The organism is Flavobacterium davisii (assembly GCF_042182265.1).
Classification (GTDB): Bacteria; Bacteroidota; Bacteroidia; order Flavobacteriales; family Flavobacteriaceae; genus Flavobacterium; species Flavobacterium davisii.
In genome coordinates, this window is sequence record NZ_CP097869.1 from 1142838 (window position 1) to 1167091 (window position 24254).

Here is a 24254-nt window from a genome sequence, read left to right on the forward strand (position 1 = left end):
TAAAAGTAGGCTAAAAAAATAAGAGATACGATTTCTTAATTCATTTGGAAGCAGCAAATTAGATTATTTGTTTAATAGTATGGCTGCTTCTTTAGCAAAATAAGTAGAAATTAAAGTAGCACCAGCACGTTTGATACACATTAATTGTTCCATCATGATTTTATCATGATCTAGCCATCCTTTTTCAGATGCCGCTTTTATCATGGCATATTCTCCTGAAACATGAAATACTGAAACGGGTACATTGACAGCATTTTTTACTTCGCGAACAATATCTAAATAAGCAATACCTGGTTTTACCATAACCATATCAGCTCCTTCTTCTACATCCCACAAAGCTTCTTTTACTGCTTCTATACGATTTGCATAGTCCATTTGGTAGGTTTTTTTATCTTTTGGGACCACTATATCGGCTTCTTTAGGTGCGCTATCTAATGCGTCACGAAAAGGACCATAAAAAGCAGACGCGTATTTAGCAGAATAGCTCATAATACCTACATTGTGATAACCAGCGGAATCTAAACCTTGACGTAAACGTAATACACGTCCGTCCATCATATCGCTTGGAGCAACAAAGTCAGCGCCTGCTTCTGCATGTGAAATAGCCATTTTAACTAAAGCATCGTTGGTTGCATCGTTTGTTACATCTCCTTTTTCTATAATCCCGTCATGTCCATAGATAGAATAAGGATCTAATGCCACATCAGGCATTACAATCATTTCAGGACATGTTTTTTTAATGGCACGAATAGCATTTTGCATTAAGCCATTAGGATTCCAAGCTTCTTTACCTGTATTGTCTTTTAAATTATCATTTACTTTTACATAAATATTTAAGGCTCTAATTCCTAATGCGTATAATTCTTTTACCTCTTCTAGCGTTAAATCTAGTGTGCGACGGTAAATGCCTGGCATAGAAGGAATTTCTGTTTTAGTGTTTTCTCCTTCCATTATAAACATAGGGAACATGAAATCAGCAGGGCTTAAGCTGGTTTCTCTTACGATATTTCGTATGGCTTCGTTTACTCTTAATCTTCTACCTCTGTGTATAGGAAACATATTTTCTATTTTTTTATTATATACCTAATTTATTTTCTATTTTTTCAAATACTCTTTTAACTTTTTTGACTTCATTAAAGCGATAACCAATAAAAAAAACAGCATTTATTTTTGAATTCATTATATCAGCAGCCTCTTTACTGTCATATTGATAGTTTTTGTAATTAACTCGAATGCCTGAAAAAAAATTTTCTTGATTATAACCTAATGAAAAATTTAAATCTAAATTGTAGTTCCATTTGATTTTGTTATCAATAATAATGGATTCGTTATTATTCATATAATAGTTTTTAGAATCATGAATCCCAATACCTGGATGTAATCCTCCAGTAGCAAACCAAGTTTTATTAATTACATAATTATACATATAACCTAATTGGAGGATAAAATCGACTGATTTTATTCGCTCTAAGTTTTGTTCAAAAGAATTGGGGTTATTAGTGTATAAATTATTTATGAAATAGGTGAGTGAGGGGATAAAACTTCCTGCACTTTTTATTTGTCTTTCTGTTTGAGATTCGTAAGCTCTGTATGAAAAATTATTATTGGTTATGTAAAAGGTTTTTCCTCCTATAGTATTGATTTCTAGGTCGTCAAAAACCTCAATTGGATTTTGATTATCGGGATTTCGTAAAGTGAATCCTTTTACTTTTTTGTATATTACTTCTTGTCTTAAACGATCAGAATAAAAAAATTTAAAACTTAAATCTAGCGTTTTTGTATTGGCTCTTTGATTGTTTAATTCAGGAATAAAATCAGGTGAAAAAGAATAACTAATTCCTAAAAATTTATAATCAAAAGAAAAACGAAGTTTTAGTTTTTCGTCGGGAGAAAAAATGCTTTTTTTGTTATTCGTATAGTTTAATTTAGGAATGTAGAAGTTGTCTACATCGGAATTAATATCTACTTTTAGAATCATTTTATCAAAATAATTCAAGCGGTAGTCTCGATTATATTTATGCCATAGGGCATGCTCAATTTCTCCTTTTTTTTCTTGAGCAAGAGAAACAGGATAGTATATTAATATTAAGAATTTTAACCAATTACGCATATTTATTTTAACCAATCTAGTGGTTTTGACAAAATTTTTATCAATTTTTCTTCTGGGCTATTTTCTTTTGGATGGTGATCGTATATCCATTGTACTTGAGGAGGTAAACTCATTAATATACTTTCAATTCTACCATTTGTTTTTAGTCCAAATAAAGTGCCTTTATCATGAACAAGATTAAACTCTACATAGCGTCCTCTACGAATTTCTTGCCAAGTACGGTTAGCTTCTGTATAAGGTAAATCTTTTCTTTTTTGTACAATTGGTAAATACGCATCTAAAAAACTGTTGCCTACTTCTGTAACAAAGTTGTACCAGTTTTCCATAGACATAGTGTCAGTTGTTTTTAAATAATCAAAAAACAAACCACCTATACCACGCGCCTCATTTCTGTGGCTATTCCAGAAATATTCGTCGCATTTCTTTTTATAATGAGCGTAAAATTCTGAATTGTGTTTATCACAAGCTGCTTTGCATGTTTTATGAAAATGAATTGCATCTTCTTCAAACAAATAATATGGTGTTAAGTCTTGTCCTCCACCAAACCATTGATTGATAATATTTCCGTTTTCATCATACATTTCAAAATAGCGCCAGTTTGCATGAACAGTTGGAACCATTGGGTTTTTAGGATGAATTACTAGACTTAGTCCACAGGCAAAAAAATCAGCTTCTCCAACGCCAAACATTTTTTGCATAGTATCGGGTAATGTTCCATGAACGGCGGAAATATTTACTCCTCCTTTTTCAAAAACAGCTCCGTTTTCAATTACACGAGTGCGTCCCCCACCTCCTTCGGGTCTATCCCATAAATCTTGACGAAATTTGGCTTTTCCGTCTATATCCTCTAAACCTTTGCAAATATGATCTTGCAGGTTTTGTATATAAGTATAGAATTTATTTTTCATTAATTTTTTTATTTTAAGATATATGATTTAGGTGTCTTGTATTCTATTTAGGATTAGGGGTTAGGATTAATTTTTACCCAATTTATAACAAATCATAACGCCTCCTCTATAAGGTAGCCATTCGCCACTTTTGTTGAAATTACTGGCTGTTTCGTAACGTTCTCCAGTTTCTAAAAAATAGCCTTTATAAAATCCTTGTTGAGAGCCACCGCCCATAAAAATATCTATTGAAAAAGCATTGTTTACAGGTACTTTAAAACCAACAGTCATCCCAAATAATAAGCTATATCCTTCTTGGTATCTGCCTGAATTAAGGTAGTTCCACTTTTGCATTTTATAGCTAGAACCGCCAATGTGTCCTCCTAAATAAAATCCTTTTTCAAGAGTATTAAAGTGGTATCTTACTTCTGGTATTACGATTACAAATTTCTGAGGAGCATTATTAACGGATTCCCATAATGAAGCCATTACATCTGCTTGAAAGGTTAACTTGTTGCCTATTTTTGTTTCTATTCCTATTTGAGGTAATCCTAAAATTGTTGTGATATTTCCTTTAACAGAAGTTTGAGAATAGCTATTTATGACAAAAAAGAATGTAAGGTATTTTATGAATATATTAAATCTGTTATTTAATTGAAATCGTGTTTGCATATTTTTAAATGGGTCTTGTAAAATATTTTAGGAAGTATTTTATAATTAATATTTAGGAAAAGATTCTAATGGGTTTGTAAATAATTTTCAAAAATAAACTAATAATACGGAATTATTAATAAAAGCAATAAAGCTAAAATAATTCTAAATAATTTAAAAGCTTAATTCTTTTTGTTTTGCTACCATTATCCTCTCTTTTATGTGATAATAGTGTGGGAAAATAAAAATTAAAACAATGTGTAAATTATTTGTATTATGCTAGCTTTATTTATAACCTTGTATTATTATTTTTGATATTCTTTTACGGCATCTATAAATGCTTTAGCATGATCTACAGGGATATTAGGTAAAATACCATGTCCTAAATTTACAATATATTTGTCCTTTCCAAATTCGTTAATCATTTCATGTACCATCTTTTTGATAGTGGGTATTGGTGATAATAGACGAGAAGGATCAAAATTTCCTTGTAATGTAATGTTTCCTCCTGTTAAGTAACGTGCATGTGTAGGAGAACAAGTCCAATCTACACCTAGAGCTGATGCTTTAGATTTTGCCATTTGGTTTAATGCAAACCAACAGCCTTTTCCAAAAACAATTACTTCTGTTATAGGGGCTAATGCTTCTACAATTTGATTGATATATTGCCAAGAAAATTCTTGATAATCTGTTGGTGATAGCATTCCTCCCCAAGAATCAAAAACTTGGATTGCATTACAACCATTTGCGACCTTTTCTTTTAAATATAAAATAGTGGTATCTGTTATTTTTTGTAATAATGCGTGTGCCGCTTCAGGTTGTGAGAAACAAAATCCTTTAGCAGTATCATAACTTTTGGAACCTTTCCCTTCTACGGCATAACAAAAAATAGTCCAAGGAGAACCAGCAAAACCAATTAATGGAACTTCATTATTTAGCATTTCTTTGGTTAATTTGATTGCCTCCATTACATAGTCTAAGGAATCTTTTATTTCTGGAATGTATACTTGATTTACTTGTTCTATCGAGCGAATAGGATTGGGTATAATAGGACCTATATTGTCTTTTAGTTCGACCTCTATCCCCATAGCTCTTGGAACAACTAAAATGTCTGAGAACAAAATGGCAGCATCAGGTTTTACTATGCGAATAGGTTGTACTGTTATTTCAGCGGCTAATTCAGGTGTTTCGCAACGAGTAAAAAAATCATACTTATCTCGTAAGGCTCGGAATTCTGGTAAATATCTTCCTGCTTGACGCATCATCCATACAGGTGGACGTTCAACTGTTTCTCCTTTTAATGCTCTTAAGAATAGATCATTTTTAAGTCCCTTAGCCCCCAAAGGAGTAATATTTGAATCGCTCATTTTATATCTTTTTTAAAATAATTAATTTTTATATACTAAACATTATGTAATTTCATTGCTTTCTTGTGTGGAGCAAGTCAATTTATAATAATTTAAACACTGAATAATTACATTTTCAATAGATGGTTGATTTGTAACTATAATATTTTTTGTTATGTTTTTTAGTGCTTTTGCGGTAGTAGTACCAATACAAAAGCATATTTCATCTGTAATCTTATTGTTTTTTAAATAACTTTTAACTCCTGATGGGCTATAAAATAAGATACCATCAAGTTTAGTGCTAATTTTTTGAGGTGCTAAAATAGTTTCATATATTTCTATTTCGTTGAAAATAATTCCAAAATCTTTTAATTTTTTAGGCAGTATATCTTGTCTTAAATTACCACTAAAAAAGGTATAATTCAAATAGGGGTAGTTTAACGAGATGATGTCTGCTAATTCTTCTGCATAATTAGTGTGAATTTCAACAACAAAATGGTTTTCTTCTAATAGTTTTTTTGTTTTTATTCCCACACAAAAAATCTTTTTGTTTCTTAGATCTTTTATATTTTCAGAATTTAAAATGGCAAGAACAGCATTTTGACTTGTAAAAATAAGAGCCTCTCCTAATTCTTTTATCGGAACCTTTTTTGTTTTAATTTCAATAAAATCAGCTTCAATGATAGAAAAATTTGAGCTTAACAAAAGATGCTTCTGATTAGGAGGTAATTTTTTAGTAGATAAGAGCTGTATTATTTTCATTTTTATACTAAAAAAGGTCTATATAAAATACAAAAAGCATTTGTTGAGTTACTATATTTTTATCATGTAAATTTAAAGGTAGAAGACTTATTTTTTTAATTGTTTTTTTATGGTATACATTAATTCACTACCTCCATTCTCTAAGATTTCTTTGGCGCAATTCAGCCCTAATTTTTTCCATTCTGAAATATCAAAAGAGCGTTTGATAGCTATTTTTTCTTGACCATCAATTGAAAATAGACCACCATTGAAATCTATTTGATCTGTTTTTTCGTTATAAGTTGCTAAAGCACCAATAGGAGCTGTACAACCGCCTTCTAAAGTGCGCAAAAATTGACGTTCTATATAGGTACAAATTTCTGTTTCGATATGATTTAATTCAGATAGGGCTTCTATTGCAAAGGTGTCTTCGGCCATTGCTACTACCATCATAGCTCCTTGTGCAGGTGCTGGAATCATCCAGTCTAGAGAAATGGTTGTTTCGGGTTTTAGATTTAAACGTTCTAAGCCAGCAGATGCAAAAATAGCACCTCCCCAATCATTATCTTTTAATTTTTGAAGACGAGTGTTTACATTTCCTCTTAAATCAACGGTTTTGTGTTGTGGATATTTATGTAGCCATTGCGCTTGACGGCGTAGACTTCCTGTGGCAATTAAGGTGTCAGTATTGAAAAAATCAGTATTCCCTTTGTGTACTAAAATATCAACAGTATTGGCTCTTTCTAAAACGGCAGCCTGTACGATACCTTGTGGTAAAGCAGTAGGTACATCTTTCATAGAATGTACAGCAATATCTACTTGACCAGATAGCATGGCAACGTCTAGTGTTTTAGTAAAAATTCCTGTAATTCCCAATTCGTATAAAGGTTTGTCTAGTATAATATCACCTTGTGATTTTACAGCTATAATTTCGGTTTTGTGGCCTAAATCATTTAGTTGTTTTTCTACAGTGTGTGCTTGCCAAAGAGCTAATTCACTATCACGAGTTCCGATTTTTATTACCCTATCTTTATCCTCCGAAGAGGGGATTTTTTTGTCTTTGTTTTTTTTCATGAAGAATTTTAATTTTGAGCCATCTAGGTGTTTATAAAGATTGTAAATCCTCTGTATGAACAGTTTCTGTTTTAGAAATATTTCCTTTTGGGATTGGTGGGCTCAATTGAAAAACGCGTTGTATCCAATCAACACTTTCATCAACCAAAGTGTTTTCATCTTTTAAATGATTAGCAAAATGATTGGTTATTTTTTGTATAATTCGATTGCTTATAATTTCTGCTTGTTCTTCATCAAAATTAGACATTTTTTTGCGTTGATATGCCATTTCTAATTCTTTGATAGATTGTAGTTTAGCTTTTAAGGCATGTATAGTGGGGGCATATTTTCGACCTTTTGTCCACGTAATAAATTCATCTTGAATTTCTTCAATGATGGCTTCTGCTTGTGGGATGAATTTTTTGCGGTTCTCTAATGTTTCATCTGTAATTTGAGACAAATGATCCATGTGAATTAGAGTCACCTCTGGGATATCCTGAACGTTTTCGTTTACGTTTTTAGGAATAGATAGGTCTAAAATTAATAATGGTTTTTTTAGATTTAAGATGGTTTTATCAACTGTTGGATTTTGTGCTCCTGTAGCAACAACTAAAACGTCTGCTTTGTGAATTTCTTCTTGTAAGTCAGCGTAATCTTTTACTATTAGATCTAATTTTTTAGCTAATTTTTCTGCTTTGTCTTTTGTGCGGTTAATTAATGTAATATGGTCATGTTTGCTGTGCTTTACCAAGTTTTCGCAAGTATTACGACCAATTTTACCTGTGCCAAAAAGTAAAATATTTTTATCAGAAATGTCGGGAACGGTTTTAAAAATATATTGAACGGATGCAAAAGAAACAGAAGTTGCACCTGATGATATTTCGGTTTCGTTTTTTACACGTTTACTTGCTTGAATAACAGAATTTACTAAACGCTCCATATAAGCATTAGCCATTTCGTGTTCTTTTGATAAAACAAAAGCATTTTTAATTTGTGAAATAATTTCAAAATCACCCAAAATTTGACTGTCTAATCCAGTTCCTACCCGAAACAAATGATTTATAGCCTCTTTGTTCTTATAAACGTAAGCTACTTTTTGGAAGTCCTCAACAGTACCTTGGCTATTTTCACAAAGTAATCTAATTAATTGAAAGGGGTGTTGTGCAAACCCATATATCTCTGTTCGGTTACAAGTAGAAGTAACGATTAAACTTTCTAAGCCATCTCCTTTGGCTTGTTGAATTAATTTGGATTTAGCTTGTTCATCCAAACTAAACTTTCCTCGCATTTCAGCATCCGCTTTCAGATAGCTTAAACCAATTGCGTAAAAAGTGGCAGATTTTGAGGGAATATTCTGTGTCATTAAAATCCTAATCAAATTTTCTACAAACAAAAGTATTTAGTTTTGTTTTTCCAAAATAACGCTATAAGTACTTTTTGTATCGCTATAAGTTATTTTGATAGTTGATTGGAGTTTTTAGCGATATTTATACTACTTTTGTTGTAAAATAGGCTGTTTAGAAGTTTGTTATATAGAATAATTCTAAATAATAAAACGAGTTTAAGAAAATTTCCTGTGTAAAAAAATGTCGCTATGGGTGCTACTGAAGAGATAAAAATGGATGATGAATTTGTTTTGTTAAGATTTCAAAATGACACAGAGGAAGTTGTTAAGTATGAACGTCCAGTAAAGACTGGATTAATTCAATTTCATTTTGGTTTAAAAGGAAAAGGCAAATTTATTTTTAATAATGGAAGTTATACTATAGGGTTAGAAGGTGAAAAATCACTTCTATTTTATAATCCAGAAAAAGAATTACCACTGCATATAGATATTGCACCCAAAACATGGATCATATCGATATTAATTTCTATTAAAAAATTTCATGGTTTGTTTACTAATGATGCTGATCATATTCCTTTTTTAAGTGAAGAAAATCGCGACAGAAAGTATTATGGAGAAGAAAATATTACACCTTCTATGGCTATTGTTTTAAATCAAATGTTTCATTATAATTTAAATCCAACTATTAAAAATTTATATTATAAAGGAAAAGGTTATGAATTATTAAGTTTATTTTTTAATAAAAACGAAGATCCAGATATTGAACAATGTCCGTTTTTGATAGATGAAGAAAATGTAAAAAAACTTAAAAAAGCAAAGGAAATTATTATTGCCAACATGTCAGAGCCACCAGGTCTAGAAGAATTGGCAGATCAAGTAGGTTTAAACCTAAAAAAGCTAAAGACAGGTTTCAAGCAAATTTATGGAGAAACAGTTTATGGTTTCTTATTTGATTATAAAATGGAATATGCCCGAAATTTATTAGACAGTGGGTCGTATAATGTAAATGAAGTAGGATTAAAAATTGGTTATAGTACTGCTAGTCATTTTATTGCAGCATTTAAAAAAAAATTTGGCACTACGCCTAAAAAATATTTATTAGAAAAAGTAAATTAAAAATAGATCAAAAGATTAAACATAATAAGATATAAATGGTTTTAAGTTTTATCTAATTTTCAATTTGAAGTCTCAAAATAAAAACAAAAATGAAAGGAGTATTATTAGTTAATTTAGGTTCACCCGACAGTACCGAAGTAAAAGATGTCAAGAAGTATTTAGATCAATTTTTAATGGACGAAAGAGTAATTGATCTCCCTTATTTATTAAGAGCTTTTTTAGTAAAAGGGATCATATTAAATACACGACCTAAAAAATCAGCAGCAGCTTATAAAAAAATTTGGTGGGAAGAGGGTTCTCCTTTAATTGTTTTAACTCAGCGTTTGCAAAAAAAAGTACAAGAATTAGTTGATTATCCAGTAGAAATAGCTATGCGTTATGGAAATCCTAGTATAGAATTTGGGTTGCAACAATTGCAGGACAAAGGAGTAACAGAAGTGCTACTTTTACCTTTATATCCTCAATTTGCTATGGCAACAACAGAAACTATTTTAGTTTTAGCAGAAGAAATTCGCGAAAGGAAATACCCTTCAATGACTTTTAAAACGATACCTGCTTTTTATAAAAGAGAAAGCTATATTGCTAATTTAGGAACTTCTATTCAAGAAGCTTTAACAGGTTTTGAGACAAATCATATTTTGTTTTCTTATCATGGGGTACCAGAGCGACATATAAAGAAATCAGATGTGACAAAATCACATTGTGCAATTGATGGAAAATGTTGTGTTACCCCTTCGGCTGCACATGAATTTTGTTACCGCCATCAATGTTATGAAACAACCAGACAAGTAGCGGAATTATTACAGTTAGAAGAAGGAAGTTACAGTACCTCTTTTCAATCTCGTTTAGGACGAGATCCTTGGTTACAACCTTATACAGACGCTACAATTGACGGATTGGCTCAAAAAGGGATTAAAAATTTAGCCGTTGTAACACCTGCTTTTGTTTCGGATTGTTTAGAAACTTTAGAAGAAATAGGGATGGAGGCTGCTCATAGTTTTAAAGAAAATGGTGGGGAAAATTTTTTAACAGTGGCTTGTTTAAATGATCGTGATGATTGGGCACAAACTGTAGCAAGTTGGATAAAGAACTGGAATTAATGGAATTGTATAACTACATAAAATCATTGCACCTTATTTTTGTAATTACGTGGTTTGCGGGATTATTTTATATTGTGCGACTTTTTGTATATCATGCCGAGGCTAAGGAAAAACCAGAGCCAGAACAAAGTATTTTAATTAAGCAATATCAATTAATGGAATATCGCCTATGGTATATCATTACCTGGCCAAGTGCTATATTAGCCAGTATTTTTGCCTTTTGGATGTTGCTTTTTACACAGGCTGGTAATGTATGGCTTACCCAAGCATGGATGCATGTTAAATTAACTTTTGTTTTTATTTTGTATGTATATCATTTAAAATGCCATCAGATTTTTACTCAATTACAAAAAAATAAAATAAAGAAAAGTGCTACCTTTTTTAGATTGTGGAATGAAGGAGCAACTATTATTTTATTTGCAGTCGTTTTTTTAGTAATTTTAAAAAATGCTATAAATTGGATATTTGGCGTGGTAGGTATCATCCTTTTTTCTATACTTTTAATGTTAGGTTATAAGTTTTATAAAAATATACGAGAAAAAAAATAATGATGAATGTATTCCTTCGGGGTAAAAATCTTTCCTTAAGAGCCAGAATTTTTCTTGCTTTGATATTTATAACATTAATATCTTCAGTACTGATTGCATTAGTATCAATACTTCATTTTCAATATGAAAGTCAGGAATACCATAAAGAACGTTTACTAAGAAAAGAAGAACAGATTAAGCAACATATAGAATACGTTTTAGAAACAACTCCTCATCCTTTAATAACAGCCAATTTAGCTTCTATTTTTAAAGAAAAAATATTTGAAATAGCAGATATTCATAATTTAGAAATTGATATTTATGATTTACAAGGACGCATGCTTATTAATTCAAGAGCTCCCATGATAGAAGGACAGATTACAATTAATATTTCAGATAATTTGTTGGATAAAATTAAGCATGCTGACAAAAATAGATTTATAGGAGAAGGAGAGGCAAGAGGAGATGTGTATAACTTTTCTTATAGCTATTTGATGGATCATATAGAAAAGAAACCTATTGGCATTATACGACTCCCCTACAAACAAGATGATAGTTATTATAAACAAGAAATAGAAAATTTTTTAGCCATATTTGGAAGCGTATATTTAGGAATGTTTTCATTAGCCATTTGGTTGGCTTTTTACCTATCGAGATATATTACCAAATCGTTAGAAACTATTTCGCGTAGACTTACAGAAACTAGCCTTACAGAAAAGAACAAAAAAATAGATTTAGTAACACATAGTTCCGAAATAGATAAACTTATTAAATCGTATAATAAAATGATTGATGAGTTGGAGGAAAGTGCTAATAAATTGGCACAAAGTGAACGAGAAGGCGCATGGAGAGAAATGGCTAAACAGGTAGCACATGAAATAAAAAATCCTTTAACTCCTATGCGATTAACAGTTCAGAGTTTTGAAATGCGGTTTAATCCTCAAGATCCGAATATTAAACAAAAAGTAGTTGATTTTTCTAAAACACTTATCCAACAAATTGATACTATGAGCGCTGTTGCTAATGCTTTTTCAAATTTTGCATCTATGCCAGCACAACAAAACGAAACACTAAATGTAGTCGATGTAGTAAGTATGGCATTGGATATTTTTAATGAAGATTACATAGAATATAATCCTTGTACAAAAGAAATTATTACCAAAATAGATAGAACCCAACTTATCCGTATTATTACCAATTTAGTAAAAAATGCCATACAAGCTATACCAGAAGGGCAAATAAATAAAAAAGTTTCAGTATCCGTAAAAAAAGAACAAAATAATACGATTATTAGTGTGTGTGATAATGGAAAGGGAATAGCGGTTGAAGATTTTGAACGAATATTTGAACCTAAATTTACAACAAAAACAAGTGGTATGGGATTAGGCTTAGCTATAATTAAAAATATAATTGAAAATTACCAAGGAAAGATTACTTTTGAGTCAGAATTAAATAAAGGAACTACTTTTAAAGTAACATTACCTATCATAAACAAATAAAAAGATGCAATTAAAAAATATTTTAGTAGAACACGAGAAATTTACAGCTACAGTAACAATTAATCGACCAGAAAAATTAAACGCATTAAATTCTGAAACGATTAAAGAACTTCACTATTGGTTAAAAGAATTAGAAGCAAATGAAAATATAAGAACAATTATCCTGACAGGGAGTGGCGAAAAAGCATTTGTAGCAGGTGCAGATATATCTGAGTTTGCTCATTTTTCTGAGGCAGAAGGAGCTGAATTGGCTAAAAAAGGACAAGAGATACTTTTCGATTTTATTCAAAATATGAAAACTCCAGTAATTGCTGCTATTAATGGATTTGCTTTAGGAGGTGGTTTAGAACTTGCAATGTCTTGCCATTTCCGAATTGCTTCTGAAAATGCTAAAATGGGATTACCTGAAACCTCATTAGGTGTGGTTCCAGGTTATGGAGGAACCCAACGTTTGGCACAGTTAGTTGGTAAAGGACGTGCTATGGAAATGATCATGACAGCAGGTATGATAGATGCTAAAACAGCCCAAGTGTTTGGCTTAGTAAATCATGTAGTGCCTCAAGAAGAGTTGTTTGCTACTTACATGGCAATAGTTGATAAAATTCAACGTAATTCTCCTGTTGCTATAGGTAAAGCCATTGAGGCGGTAAATGCAAATTATAATGAAGCGGTAAATGGTTTTGAAGTTGAAATTAAGAAGTTTGGAGAATGTTTTGCTACTGCTGATTTTAAAGAAGGAACTACTGCATTTTTAGAAAAACGTAAACCTGCTTTTGAAGGGAAATAATAAGTATAATGGAAGGTTTTAAAACAGTTTGTTTTAACCTAAATCAACATTAGAAATCTATTCCACTTTATTTTTCTTCAAATTCAAGCACGTATTCCAATTTTATTCATCGAAATAGTTGACTATTTTGTCTTCTAAAATTCTCCGTGAACACTTGAATTTATTGAAAAATTTTGTTTTACAACGAAATTTGGGATTAAGAAATCTACTTCATAAATAAAATTTTAATATTTTGATTTAACCCCGTTTTTTAATAAAAAACTTTAAAAAACGGGGGTTTTAAGGTGTGTTTGTATATTTAAAGTCCTTATTTATCCGTAATAAATTTCTAAACCCTAATGAAGAATAAGATAGGTTGTGAATGATAATTTTTAAAACGAATGATTTTTCCTTGATTTTTAAATAGTCACAAAAGGAGGTATTTTTATTTCATTCCTTTCCATTCATCGTAAAACTGTTCTAAAAATTGCTCCATGAACAAATGGCGTTGTGAGGCAATTCTTTTTCCCGTTATAGTATTCATTTTATCCTTTAAAAGAAGTAATTTTTCATAAAAATGATTAATAGTAGGTGATGTTGTATTTTTATATTCTTCCTTACTCATGGTTAAATTAGGTCTAATATTAGGATCGTATAGCTTCCTGTTTTTAAATCCACCATAATTAAATGTTCGAGCAATTCCGATGGCACCAATAGCATCTAAACGATCGGCATCTTGAACAATAGCAAGCTCCTTAGAATGAAAGGGAGAGGTGAAATTTCCTCCTTTAAAAGAAATATTTTCTATGATTTTTACCACATGGTCAATAATATCCTGATCGACATTTTGTGATCTAAGAAAATCACCAGCTATTTTAGGACCAATGGTTTCATTACCGTTATGAAATTTACTATCGGCTATATCGTGTAATAAAGCGGCTAGATAAACAACAGTTTCATTACATTCTTCTTCTTTTGTTATTAACTTGGTGTTTTTATATACGCGTTCTATATGAAACCAATCGTGTCCGCCTTCTGCTTCTGCTAATTGCTGTTTTACAAAATCAATTGTTTTTTCTATAATTTCCATAGAATATATATTAAAAAAGGCCGTCTTAAAAGTTGTTTGATTTATGATCTAACATTATTTGGCCTTTTATTTAGATTTGACAAAAAGGAGATTTAAATTTTGATTTTTACTTTTAAGAACCTCTCCTGTTCATGATTGATGTTTTAAACTATTAAAGATGGTTGAACCCATTTAAATAATTTTTCTTCTGTAGGAGTAACCATTCTTTCCGCTAGTCGAGTCATTCTTGCAGGCAGTTTCATCAGATAATCACGTGCTTTTTCTGCCTCATCTGTAAGATGCGTGATTTTGTCTATTTCCCACTTTTGAATTAATTTTTCCATAATTTCGATATAATCAGTGGCAGTATAAACTCCAATACGTTGAGCGGATTCAGAAAATTTTTCGAATGCGGTGCCTATAGCTTCTCCAGATTCGCGAATAAGATTTGCAGGCATTGTAATTTTTTGTTTCATCATATACTGGAATGCCAGCATCATTTCGCTAGGATCTACTTGGAAAATTCGGTTGACAAAATCACTATATGCTAAATGATGACGCATTTCATCACCTGCAATTAAATTACATAATTTGGCTAATTTTTTGTCTCCAAAATTTTTAGCTAGTTTAGAGACTCTCATGTGGGAAATATAGGTAGCCAATTCTTGAAAACTTGTAAACACAAAGTTTTTATAGGGATCACGATCAGTACCAGGATCAAATCCATCATTTATTAGATGCTGTGTAGTAATTTCTACTTCTCGCATATTTACCCGCCCAGACAGATACAAATATTTATTAAGTGCATCACCATGACGATTTTCTTCGCCAGTCCATTGACGAATCCATTTGGCCCAACCGTTATCTCCTGTAGGTCCTTTTTGTTGTATTCCTTCAACATCTAATAACCATGATTCATAAGTTGGTAAAGCTTCCTCTGTAATGGTATCGCCCACTAAAACTACCCAAAAATCATAAGGCAAATCTTTTGCTATTTCTCTAAGTTCTGTAACTTCTTCTATGAAATTTTCGCCTTCAGAATTGGGTAATAAATCACTTGGTTGCCATATCTTTTCTACAGGTAGTAAGTAGTTTTCTACGAAAGAATCTAAGCTCTTTTCTAGATACTGCATGACTTCCAAGCGGATATTGTTTAATTTTTCCATAAGATGAGTATAATTATTTTATATGTTCTTTGATTATAGTTTCTGTTTTTTGAAATAAATCTTCAAAACTATAATCGGATATTTTTAAAGGAGGATGAATGATATGCTCGATATTACTGCCTAAACCTAATGGAAATTGGCCATAGCGTGTCATTTTCCATGAGTTATTTATAGTTACAGGTAAAAAGTAGGCATCGGGAGCAAATTTATAAAGCATTTTTAAACCATTAATAGAAAAAGGTTTAGGTATTCCTGTTTTACTTCTTGTGCCTTCAGGAAATATCACGACGGAATAATTATGTTTGTTAATATATTCTGCTATGCGTTTTATTTCGGGTAAAGCTTGTTTTGAGTCTTTTCTGTCAATTAAGGCAGAACCGCCATGACGTAAGTTAAAGGAAACACTAGGAATACCTTTGCCTAACTCTTTTTTACTTATAAATTTAGGATGGCATTTTCGTAAGAACCAGATAAAGGGAGGAATATCGTATAAACTTTGATGATTAGCAACAATGATTAACGGTTTGTTTTTAGGTATATTTTCCATTCCTTTTATTTTATAAGTAGTTCCTAATATTTGAGTGGTTCTTACTAAAAAAGCATTAAGAACGGCTACGCTTACTCTGTGTGCGTTGTACCCAAATAGTTTTAAACAAATCCATTGTATAGGATGAAAAATAAGTAACCAAAGAAAAAAAAGAACTCCAAATAAGAGCGATAATGGGTAAGAAATAAGTTTTAGCATGTGCTCATTTAATTTGTAATAGCCAAAAATAATAAATGTCATCTAGATATCTTATTTCTAGATGACATTTATAAAAAATAAAAAAGGGATGATTTTAACAAAATTCGCTATAAGCATCTTTTAAGTTTTCAGCAATAATTTCCGCTGGTCTTCCCTCTATATGATGACGTTCTAACATGTGTACTAACTCTCCATCTTTAAATAATGCCATTGCTGGTGAAGAGGGCGGGAACGGAAACATTTGTTCACGAGCAGCGTCTACGGCCTCTTTGTCGACACCTGCAAAAACAGTAATTAAATGGGTTGGTTTTTTTTCACCTGATAAACTCATTATAGCTCCTGGACGGGCATTACGAGCAGCACAACCACAAACTGAGTTTACAACTACCAGTGTAGTACCTGTTGCTGTAATGGCGTTTTTTACGTCATCTGCTGTATATAAATTTTGAAAACCGTTGCTTGTTAACTCTTCGCGCATTGGTTTAACCATTTCTTCTGGATACATATTCTTTATATGTTAAAAGTTATTGTTTTACAAAGTTACAAACTTTTCTATTGTAACCTTTTTATTTAATATGATTTTAGTATTTTCTATAAACCTTTAATCCACGATTGAGGGTTTAGTTTTGTTGTATTTTGATAGATGTAGAATTTTAAAACTGCTTTGCCTGTGAAGCTATTGTAATGAATACTTCCTAAGGTTTGTTTAGTGCTTACTTTTTGACCTTTACTCACGTTTACACTGCTAAGATTAGAGTAGGAAGTAATGTAATCACCATGTCTAATGACAACTGTTGCAGTGCCGTTAGCGGCCATTTGTACATCACTCACCTCTCCTCCAAAAACAGCACGAGCTTGCGCTCCTCTTTCAGAAGAAATTTCAATTCCACTACTTTCAATCATAATTGACGGTTCTAAAGGGTGAGGCTGACGACCAAAACGTTTAGTTAAAGCGCCCTTTTCTACAGGCCACGGTAATCGACCTCGATTTGAACGAAAATCGTTTGCTAACTCTTTTGCTTCGGGTGTTAATACAAAAGTAGTGGTATTAGTCGTATTGCCTGCTTTTTTGTTAGCTGCAGCAATTGCTTCTCGTATTAAACGATCTATCTGTCTTTCAATAGCGCGGGATTCTTTTTGTTTTTTATGAATTTCAGCAATAATTTTCTTTTTATCTTTTTTAATGCTATTTAACAATCGTTCTTGTTCTTGACGTTCTACTTCAAGATCTTTTTTTTCTTTTTCGCTTATAGCGATTAATTTTTCTTTTTGTTTTTTTTGTACTCCTAATTTGGTATTGTAATTTTCTAGATCTTTTGTTTTACTTTTTATTTCTTCACCTTGCATTTTTCGGAAGCTAGAATATTGCTTCATATACTGTCCTCTTTTATAAGCTTGTAAAAAGTTGTCGGCTGATAGAATAAACATAGCCCTGCTTTGTTCTGAACGACTTTTGTATGATTTTTCAATCATTTCAGCATAATCTTCTTTAAGAATTTGTAAATCTTTTTTTAATTGATTTACTTTTATTTGATTAATATACATGCTGTTTCCTAAAACTTTCTTTTGTTTTTCTGTTGTACGGATTAGCTTAAGTTGCAGGCTTATTTTTTCTTTTTGTTGTGCAACAATTTTGGTTACATCTTTTTCTTTTCTTTTTTGTTCTCCTAATAAACGTTCTTTTTGGCGAATTTCTTCTTGAATTCTGGCTTTTTGTTCTTCTAATTTGCGTTGTCTATCTTCTTCCTGAGACCAGAACATGGTAGTACTAAGAATAAAAACAAGGGATAAGATATGTTTTAGCATAATTTATTAATTCTTTTAATTAATTTTTATGGGTTTATAACCTTCTGGTATACTATATGAAAACGTTAGTTCTTCATTGTAGTTAACGGATTCATTTTCTATTGTAATTTGCGTGGTTTTATTACCCTGAATTGCAAAAATAACAAGTTTCATTGGCAAAATAGCTTCTGGAGCTGAATTATAGTTTGCATATTGAACCATCATTTTTTGATCGGGTTCTATTTGTTTTATTTCTTGACTGTTTAACCAAAAATAATGGGGATCAAATGAATAGGATTTTATGAAATTAGGTGTTGTTGTTTCTATTAAGTTTATATTGTTCTCTTCTTGTTTCATAGTATATTGACCTGAGGAAAGATCATCTATAGATTTTCCTAAAAGTAAGTTTTGAACTTTTTGAAAATTTAATTCTGTACCTAACCAGTTGCTTAATATCGTATAGTTTCCATCAAAAAATTTTTGCCCTATTTTTTGGTAATATTTGACAGAAGTAGGAGTTAATAGTGCTTTGGCTACAGTAAAACCTAGTATTTTGACTGTTACAAGAATCATTTCATCTTTTTTGATGCGAATATCCGCGGATATGTTAGACGATTGTTGTTCATCTTTGTAGTCTATGTTTGATTTTATATAAGCGGTTTTAAAATTTCTTTTGAGAGTTTCATGATTTTTGATGACATTTTTCAGTGTTTCTGTAACAACTGGTATTTTGTTTTCTTGATGAATAACAAGATTTTGTTTCGTTTTACAGGAAACGACTATTAGTGCTATGCTTAGTGTACTTATAATCTTTTTGATCATTTTGTTTTATTTTTAATGCTCATTGCTTTTTTTTGCCATTCTTCTGCTTTTTTAGGTTCACCTAAAGCCATGGTAACTTCCGCTATTAAATTAAGAAAGTTGATTTCTAAAATAGGATTTTCTACTATATAATCTAGACCGATTTGTAACAATTCGTTGGCTTTTTTATAATTTTTTATTTGAAAATTTGCTTTTCCTGCAAAGTAATAAAATTCGGGTTGATTAGGGAACAGATCTAAATAATCTGTTGCTATTTTTAACATAATTGGATAGTCCTTTTTTTCTTCCTGACAAATAAGAAGGGATAGGGCTATTTCTATATCATTTTTTTGAAGGGTATTTGATTTTTCAAAATTTTGGATAGCTAAATCCCATTGCTTTTTTTTGAAGTAAAATTTACCTACTTCTTTGTATACATTAAATTCTGGATCGCCTTCAAAATAAGAAGTAACTTTTGATAATTGGTTTTCAAAAGCGGGGTTTTTAGAAGTAAAAATTAAAAATTCATTGAACATTTTGATTTTAATTTTTTTGTCTATTTTTTTATTTTTTAAGACAGTTTCAAGATTATTAAAAGCTTCTGTGCCTTTTCCGTCATTTATATGATACTTAAATAGGAATACAGCAGCCCACTCAGAGTTAGGGATGTTTTTTTGTAGCTTTTGGATTACTTCTTTTACTTTTTCTTCTTGGTTAGTTTCGGAGTATTGGGTGATCAAAGAAAGATAGTTTTCTTCGTTTAAAGGATTGTTGTCTATTGCTTTTTCTAGATCGGCTTTATGACCTGCATTATTATTGGTTTGCTTATTAATTTCGGCTCTATATTGATTCCTTCTTTCGGATTTTCCTTCAGATTCATCTAACTCGTTAATCAATAACAAAGCTTTGTCAAATTGACGAGTATACATATATAAAGCCAGTAAGTCTTCTTTGTATTTCTTATCCAAAGGAATGATTTTTTGAAGGGTTAATATTCCTTGGTTATAATTTTTAGTTTGATAATATACCTCATATAAATCAATCCAGTTCCATTTGTTTTTTGGCTCTATTTCAGTTGCCTTTTTATAGGCTTCTTCAGCGAGAATGTAATCTTTTTTTAAATAATAATTCTTGCCTAATTCATGATAAATAAAGGCATTATGAGGTTGGAGTTGCAAACATTTTTCTAGCTCAATAATGGCTTTGTCATAATTTTCAATTCCTTTTTGTTTTAATGATTCATAAAATGCTTCTTGAAAAGTGTCATTTTCTGAGATTATTTCTTCAGGGTTTACTTGGGCTAAAAGAGTATGTGTACTGGTTGCTAATATAAAACAGGTTAATTGGTATATTATCTTATGCATATATTGAGACTTTCTTTTTTAGCGGTAAAATAGGTATTACTTTTAATTATACCGGATTGTATTTACTATAAAAACGGATTGTTAAGATAGTATATTTTTGTTTTTAAAAGTAGAGGTTGTCCAAAAAGTAAAAAAATAACATTTTGTTTGTTGTTTTTGTTGGTCAGATTGCCAGCTTTTTGGACATCCTCTTTATGTTTTTATTCTAGTGTAGAATAGTCGCCTATACTGATGCTTTTGAAGTTTCCATCAAAAGTGGCATGATTACCAATCATGGCATTATCTAGATCAGCATTGCGTAAATGTGCATGTGTTTGAACTAAACTATTTTTGATGGTAACGTTTGTTAGATGAGTTGATTTTCCTAATGATACATTTGGTCCGATAGTAGAATTTTTTAAGACTACATCTTCTCCGATAAAGCAAGGAGGAATGATAGTAGAATTTTCAATAAGAGCAGAAGAAGCTACCATGTTTTCGTTATCTGCGTGTAAGAAATTGAGCATTCTACTATTGGTTTCTACTGTTACGTTTTTATTTCCGCAATCCATCCATTCTTCTACTTTTCCAGGAACAAATTTCATTCCTTTATCCATCATTTGTTTTATACCATCATTTATTTGGTATTCGCCACCGTGAATGATATTATTGTCTAAAACGGCTTGCAATTCATTTTTTAGGATGGCTATATCTTTAAAATAGTAAATTCCAATAACGGCTAGATCAGAAACAAAAGTAGACGATTTTTCTACTAGTTCAATGATTTCATTGGATTCGTTTAGATTAATTACGCCAAAGGCTTCTGGGTTTTCTACTTGTTTTACCCAAATAACGCTATCAGCAGCTGTGTCTAAAGTGAAATCTGCTTTAAAAAGAGTGTCCGCATAAGCAATAACGGTAGGTCCTGAAAGAGATTCTTTTGCACACATGATAGCATGTCCTGTACCCAATGCTTCGTTTTGATAGTAGATGGTTCCTTTTGCTCCTAGATTTTGAGCTATAGTGATTAATTCGTCTTCTACTTTTTTACCAAAACTTTCGTGAATTATAAAAGCGATTTCTTCAATATCTTGATTGATTACTTTGGCAATATCTTCTACTAATCGGTGTACGATGGGTTTTCCTGCAATAGGAATTAATGGTTTAGGAACGGTTAGAGTATGAGGTCGTAAACGTGAGCCACGACCTGCCATAGGTACAATAATTTTCATAAGATTAGTCCCTTGCCCTCAGAAGAGGATTACTACAGGGAGAGTAGTTTTTAAAATTTATTTACTATTTTTAATATTCGATTTTTTAATTATTTTATTGGGTATCAGTTTATTTTACTCCTGTACTGCCAAAACCTCCTTGACCTCGGTCTGTGTCGGAAAGTATTTCAACAGGAGTCCAAAAAATACGTTCATGTTTAGCAATTACTAGCTGAGCAATGCGTTCACCATCTTCGATGTCAAAAAAATCATTAGATAAATTAACTAGTATAATACCTATTTCACCACGATAATCAGCATCTATGGTGCCAGGTGAATTTAAAACAGTGATTCCTTTTTTGAGCGCTAAACCGCTTCTAGGTCTTATTTGTGCTTCGTATCCTTGTGGTAATTCTATAAACAAACCGGTTTTAATTAACACTCTTCCAAGTGGGGGTATTGTAACAGACTCTTCCAAATTAGCTCTTAAATCCATTCCTGCTGATAAATCAGTTTCATAATGAGGAAGTGTATGTTTTGACTTATTTACAATTTTTATTTCCATGTTATTTATATACTATTTTAATAATGGGAGATTTGTTAAAAGTATCGAATTTATTTGTTGATTATTTTTAAAAAAATTTCTTTTTCATTTTTGTAAATATAATATCCAAATAAAATTAAGGTAAATATTCCAAAAATATAACTTTGGCGTAAAAATGGGACATAAAATGATAGGGCGGATAATGTAATAGCGATTGTTATGTAGCTTGCAATTTTATTCATTTCATACGGAATAGGGTATCTTTTTTGTCCTAGGTAATAGGAAATGAACATCATACTTGCGTATGCTACAATGGTTGCAATGGCTGAACCGTAATAACTCATAATAGGGATTAGCCAGTAGTTGAAGAGTAAAGTTAGAAGGGCTCCTATAAGAGAAATTATAGTGCCTATATAGGTTTTATCGGTTAGTTTATACCATACAGATAAATTGGTGTAAATTCCTAAGCAAAAATTAGCTAAAACAATTAATGGTACAACTTTTATTGCATCCCAATAAGCGGCATTGGGTACTAAAGGTTGTTTAAGTAGATCTATAAAAACAATTACAAAGAGTAGAATAAAAGAACCTGATATTACAAAATATTTAGTTATCGTAGCGTAGGTTTTAGGGGCATCTTGGTTTTTAGCATGACTAAAAAAGAAGGGCTCTATCCCTAGAGTATACGCTGTACGAAATAGGACCATAAACATTCCTAGTTTATAGCAAGCAGAATAGGCTCCAATATCTGATTTAGAAACGTGCAATTTTTCTAATAGAATCTTATCAAAGTGCTCGTTAATTGCAAATCCAATTCCTGAAAAAAGAATAGGTAAACCATATTGGATCATTTTAAGCCATAATTTTTTATCAAAAATACCTTCTCGTTTTATATAATGATTGGATAGCATTCCTAGAGTAAATAAGCTAGCTAGAACATTTGAAATAAAAATATAGCCTACTTGAAAATGATCAAAATATAATGTGCTGATTGGGTTTTCTTTCGAGATGCGTGGTAATATTAGTAAGAAAAATATATTTAAACTGAAGTTAATGATAACATTCAAAATTTTGATGACGGCATATTGCATTGATTTTTTTTCAGCACGTAATTTTGAAAAAGGAATAACAACCAGTGCATCTAAAACTAATATCCAAATGGTGTATGTAATATATTCTTTTTTTACATTGATAAAATGGGCTATGCTTTCTCGAAAGATTAATGAAAATGCCAGAAAAGATATAGAAGACCAAAAAAGTGACACTAATGATGTTTTAAAAACGTTTTTTTTGTTTTCTTCTTGATTATAAAATCTAAAAAAGGCCGTTTCCATTCCGTAGGAAAGGACTACGTTAAAAAAGATGAGATAAGCAAAAATGATGGATACATCAGCAAATTCTGACTTAGGTAATTTTTTTACGTATAGGGGGTTCAATAAAAAGCTAATCATACGGGGTAATACCGTAGCTAAACCGTAGATTAGTGTCTGCTTAAATAAACTTTTATAAATGCCCAAAATGGTTGTGTTATTTTAAATGTACAAAAGTATTAATTTTTATCATTTTCATCTGTTCTAGCAGATGGATAAGCGAGTATTTCTTTTGCTTTTACTTTTTTAATTTTAAAAATAGCTTTGTTTCCTTTATAATAATATTCTAAAATAGCTTGCTTAGAAGTAATTTTTAAAGGGTTTTGTGTTGTGGTAGAAGGGCTATTTTTTTTGTCTTCTGTATTTTCTTCATTAGGGTGTCTATTAGCTTCTTCTTTAAAACTGAATAGATATTCTGTTGGGTTTATTTTTTTGGGAATAGCTGTTTTATTTTGAAAATAAATTTTACTTAATTCTAAGTCTTTTGGTAACTCATTTTGAAATAGAATATGAAAATCGGTACCTGAACCTCCACCTTTTATACCAGCTATCCAAGATTGATAGTAACATTCCTGAATAATAAAAGGTGCTTTTTTTTGTGAATATGCTATAAAAGATAGGAGGGAGAGTATGAAGAGATAAGTTGTTTTCATATTACTTAAACGATTAAAATGTTGAAAAAAAGTTTGTTGTTTGTTGTGGGGTTGTAATTTTTAACAAATATCTAAAACTCGTCAAAATTATCAAAAAATATACCAAACAAGTTAAAGGGTTGAATAATGGTTGTTTTTTATAAGATTTTGAATGCTAATTGAATCTAGATTCTGTATGGGACTTAGCTGTGTTAAAAAAAACAATAAATTTAGGTATTTGTGGGGAACTTTTGTTCTTGATCCCAAAAAAGAGGGTATTTTAAGGGTAAAAACAAAAAACAAAAAAGACCTAAACTCTTGATCTACAAGTTGTTTAAGTCTTAATTTTGTGCGGGTGATAGGACTCGAACCTACACGTCTTGCGACACCAGATCCTAAGTCTGGCACGTCTACCAATTTCGCCACACCCGCGAATTTTGGAATCTT

Annotated in this window: 24 protein-coding genes and 1 tRNA gene; 5 read left to right on the forward strand and 20 right to left on the reverse strand. The window is 31.1% G+C overall.

The window, feature by feature from the left end; all coding sequences use genetic code 11:
• Positions 1 to 63: 63 nt before the first annotated feature.
• The 8 genes from hemB to hemA form a co-directional block, all read right to left on the reverse strand.
• Positions 64 to 1059 (reverse strand): porphobilinogen synthase, encoded by a 996-nt coding sequence (gene hemB / locus NAB20_RS04695; RefSeq protein WP_105195959.1) that lies wholly within the window; start codon positions 1057 to 1059, stop codon positions 64 to 66.
• Between the two features lie 16 nt (positions 1060 to 1075).
• The gene (locus tag NAB20_RS04700; RefSeq protein WP_105195960.1) at positions 1076 to 2110 is read right to left on the reverse strand and encodes a DUF4421 family protein; all 1035 of its coding nucleotides are present in this window, start codon (positions 2108 to 2110) and stop codon (positions 1076 to 1078) included.
• A gap of 2 nt (positions 2111 to 2112) precedes the next feature.
• On the reverse strand, positions 2113 to 3018 hold the full coding sequence (gene hemF, locus NAB20_RS04705; RefSeq protein WP_105195961.1) for an oxygen-dependent coproporphyrinogen oxidase: 906 nt from the start codon (positions 3016 to 3018) through the stop codon (positions 2113 to 2115).
• A 66-nt stretch (positions 3019 to 3084) separates the two neighbouring features.
• On the reverse strand, positions 3085 to 3669 hold the full coding sequence (locus NAB20_RS04710; RefSeq protein ID WP_375605604.1) for a DUF3575 domain-containing protein: 585 nt from the start codon (positions 3667 to 3669) through the stop codon (positions 3085 to 3087).
• 284 nt (positions 3670 to 3953) lie between these two features.
• The gene (gene hemE / locus NAB20_RS04715; protein WP_375605605.1) at positions 3954 to 5015 is read right to left on the reverse strand and encodes a uroporphyrinogen decarboxylase; all 1062 of its coding nucleotides are present in this window, start codon (positions 5013 to 5015) and stop codon (positions 3954 to 3956) included.
• 42 nt (positions 5016 to 5057) lie between these two features.
• Positions 5058 to 5756, reverse strand: a complete 699-nt coding sequence (locus NAB20_RS04720; RefSeq protein ID WP_375605606.1) for a uroporphyrinogen-III synthase — start codon at positions 5754 to 5756, stop codon at positions 5058 to 5060.
• An 87-nt stretch (positions 5757 to 5843) separates the two neighbouring features.
• Complete coding sequence (gene hemC / locus NAB20_RS04725; protein ID WP_088392332.1) at positions 5844 to 6809, reverse strand: hydroxymethylbilane synthase; 966 nt, start codon at positions 6807 to 6809, stop codon at positions 5844 to 5846.
• 31 nt (positions 6810 to 6840) lie between these two features.
• Positions 6841 to 8151, reverse strand: a complete 1311-nt coding sequence (hemA, locus tag NAB20_RS04730) for a glutamyl-tRNA reductase (protein ID WP_088392334.1) — start codon at positions 8149 to 8151, stop codon at positions 6841 to 6843.
• Positions 8152 to 8382: 231 nt separating this feature from the next.
• On the opposite strand from hemA, the gene NAB20_RS04735 reads away from it, so the two are divergent.
• From NAB20_RS04735 to NAB20_RS04755, 5 genes are all read left to right on the forward strand, one after another.
• On the forward strand, positions 8383 to 9249 hold the full coding sequence (locus tag NAB20_RS04735; protein WP_105195966.1) for a helix-turn-helix transcriptional regulator: 867 nt from the start codon (positions 8383 to 8385) through the stop codon (positions 9247 to 9249).
• Between the two features lie 89 nt (positions 9250 to 9338).
• Entirely contained in the window at positions 9339 to 10349 is a 1011-nt protein-coding gene (gene hemH, locus NAB20_RS04740; RefSeq protein ID WP_105195967.1) for a ferrochelatase, read from the forward strand.
• Complete coding sequence (locus NAB20_RS04745) at positions 10349 to 10897, forward strand: CopD family protein (RefSeq protein WP_088392346.1); 549 nt, start codon at positions 10349 to 10351, stop codon at positions 10895 to 10897. The genes hemH and NAB20_RS04745 overlap by 1 nt, the downstream gene beginning before the upstream one ends.
• Before the next feature lie 2 nt (positions 10898 to 10899).
• Entirely contained in the window at positions 10900 to 12375 is a 1476-nt protein-coding gene (locus NAB20_RS04750) for a HAMP domain-containing sensor histidine kinase (RefSeq protein ID WP_105196002.1), read from the forward strand.
• A 4-nt stretch (positions 12376 to 12379) separates the two neighbouring features.
• A complete protein-coding gene (locus NAB20_RS04755; protein WP_375605607.1) occupies positions 12380 to 13162 on the forward strand; it encodes an enoyl-CoA hydratase/isomerase family protein in 783 nt (260 codons plus the stop codon).
• Between the two features lie 424 nt (positions 13163 to 13586).
• Here NAB20_RS04755 and NAB20_RS04760 read toward each other — a convergent pair whose 3' ends face one another.
• The 12 genes from NAB20_RS04760 to NAB20_RS04815 form a co-directional block, all read right to left on the reverse strand.
• Positions 13587 to 14231 (reverse strand): HD domain-containing protein, encoded by a 645-nt coding sequence (locus NAB20_RS04760; RefSeq protein WP_375605608.1) that lies wholly within the window; start codon positions 14229 to 14231, stop codon positions 13587 to 13589.
• Between the two features lie 143 nt (positions 14232 to 14374).
• Positions 14375 to 15376, reverse strand: coding sequence for an acyl-ACP desaturase (locus NAB20_RS04765; protein ID WP_088392809.1), 1002 nt, complete (start codon positions 15374 to 15376; stop codon positions 14375 to 14377).
• Positions 15377 to 15389: 13 nt separating this feature from the next.
• A complete protein-coding gene (locus tag NAB20_RS04770; RefSeq protein ID WP_088392811.1) occupies positions 15390 to 16121 on the reverse strand; it encodes a 1-acyl-sn-glycerol-3-phosphate acyltransferase in 732 nt (243 codons plus the stop codon).
• A 94-nt stretch (positions 16122 to 16215) separates the two neighbouring features.
• A complete protein-coding gene (locus NAB20_RS04775) occupies positions 16216 to 16626 on the reverse strand; it encodes a BrxA/BrxB family bacilliredoxin (RefSeq protein ID WP_088392807.1) in 411 nt (136 codons plus the stop codon).
• A gap of 86 nt (positions 16627 to 16712) precedes the next feature.
• Entirely contained in the window at positions 16713 to 17927 is a 1215-nt protein-coding gene (locus NAB20_RS04780; RefSeq protein WP_105195970.1) for a murein hydrolase activator EnvC, read from the reverse strand.
• A 15-nt stretch (positions 17928 to 17942) separates the two neighbouring features.
• Positions 17943 to 18728: a DUF4292 domain-containing protein gene (locus NAB20_RS04785; protein WP_105195971.1), complete on the reverse strand. Its 786-nt coding sequence runs from the start codon at positions 18726 to 18728 to the stop codon at positions 17943 to 17945.
• Positions 18725 to 20071 carry a lipopolysaccharide assembly protein LapB gene (locus NAB20_RS04790; protein WP_105195972.1) on the reverse strand — a complete coding sequence of 449 codons (1347 nt, stop codon included), beginning with the start codon at positions 20069 to 20071 and terminating at the stop codon, positions 18725 to 18727. Before NAB20_RS04790 ends, NAB20_RS04785 begins: the two co-directional genes overlap by 4 nt.
• Positions 20072 to 20271: 200 nt before the next feature.
• Positions 20272 to 21282 (reverse strand): sugar phosphate nucleotidyltransferase, encoded by a 1011-nt coding sequence (locus NAB20_RS04795; RefSeq protein ID WP_105195973.1) that lies wholly within the window; start codon positions 21280 to 21282, stop codon positions 20272 to 20274.
• A gap of 109 nt (positions 21283 to 21391) precedes the next feature.
• The gene (gene dut, locus NAB20_RS04800; protein WP_088392797.1) at positions 21392 to 21826 is read right to left on the reverse strand and encodes a dUTP diphosphatase; all 435 of its coding nucleotides are present in this window, start codon (positions 21824 to 21826) and stop codon (positions 21392 to 21394) included.
• A 50-nt stretch (positions 21827 to 21876) separates the two neighbouring features.
• Positions 21877 to 23322, reverse strand: a complete 1446-nt coding sequence (locus tag NAB20_RS04805) for a lipopolysaccharide biosynthesis protein (protein WP_105195974.1) — start codon at positions 23320 to 23322, stop codon at positions 21877 to 21879.
• A 32-nt stretch (positions 23323 to 23354) separates the two neighbouring features.
• Positions 23355 to 23828 carry a hypothetical protein gene (locus NAB20_RS04810; RefSeq protein ID WP_375605609.1) on the reverse strand — a complete coding sequence of 158 codons (474 nt, stop codon included), beginning with the start codon at positions 23826 to 23828 and terminating at the stop codon, positions 23355 to 23357.
• A 329-nt stretch (positions 23829 to 24157) separates the two neighbouring features.
• Positions 24158 to 24239 (reverse strand) — tRNA-Leu (locus NAB20_RS04815).
• Between the last annotated feature and the right edge of the window lie 15 nt (positions 24240 to 24254).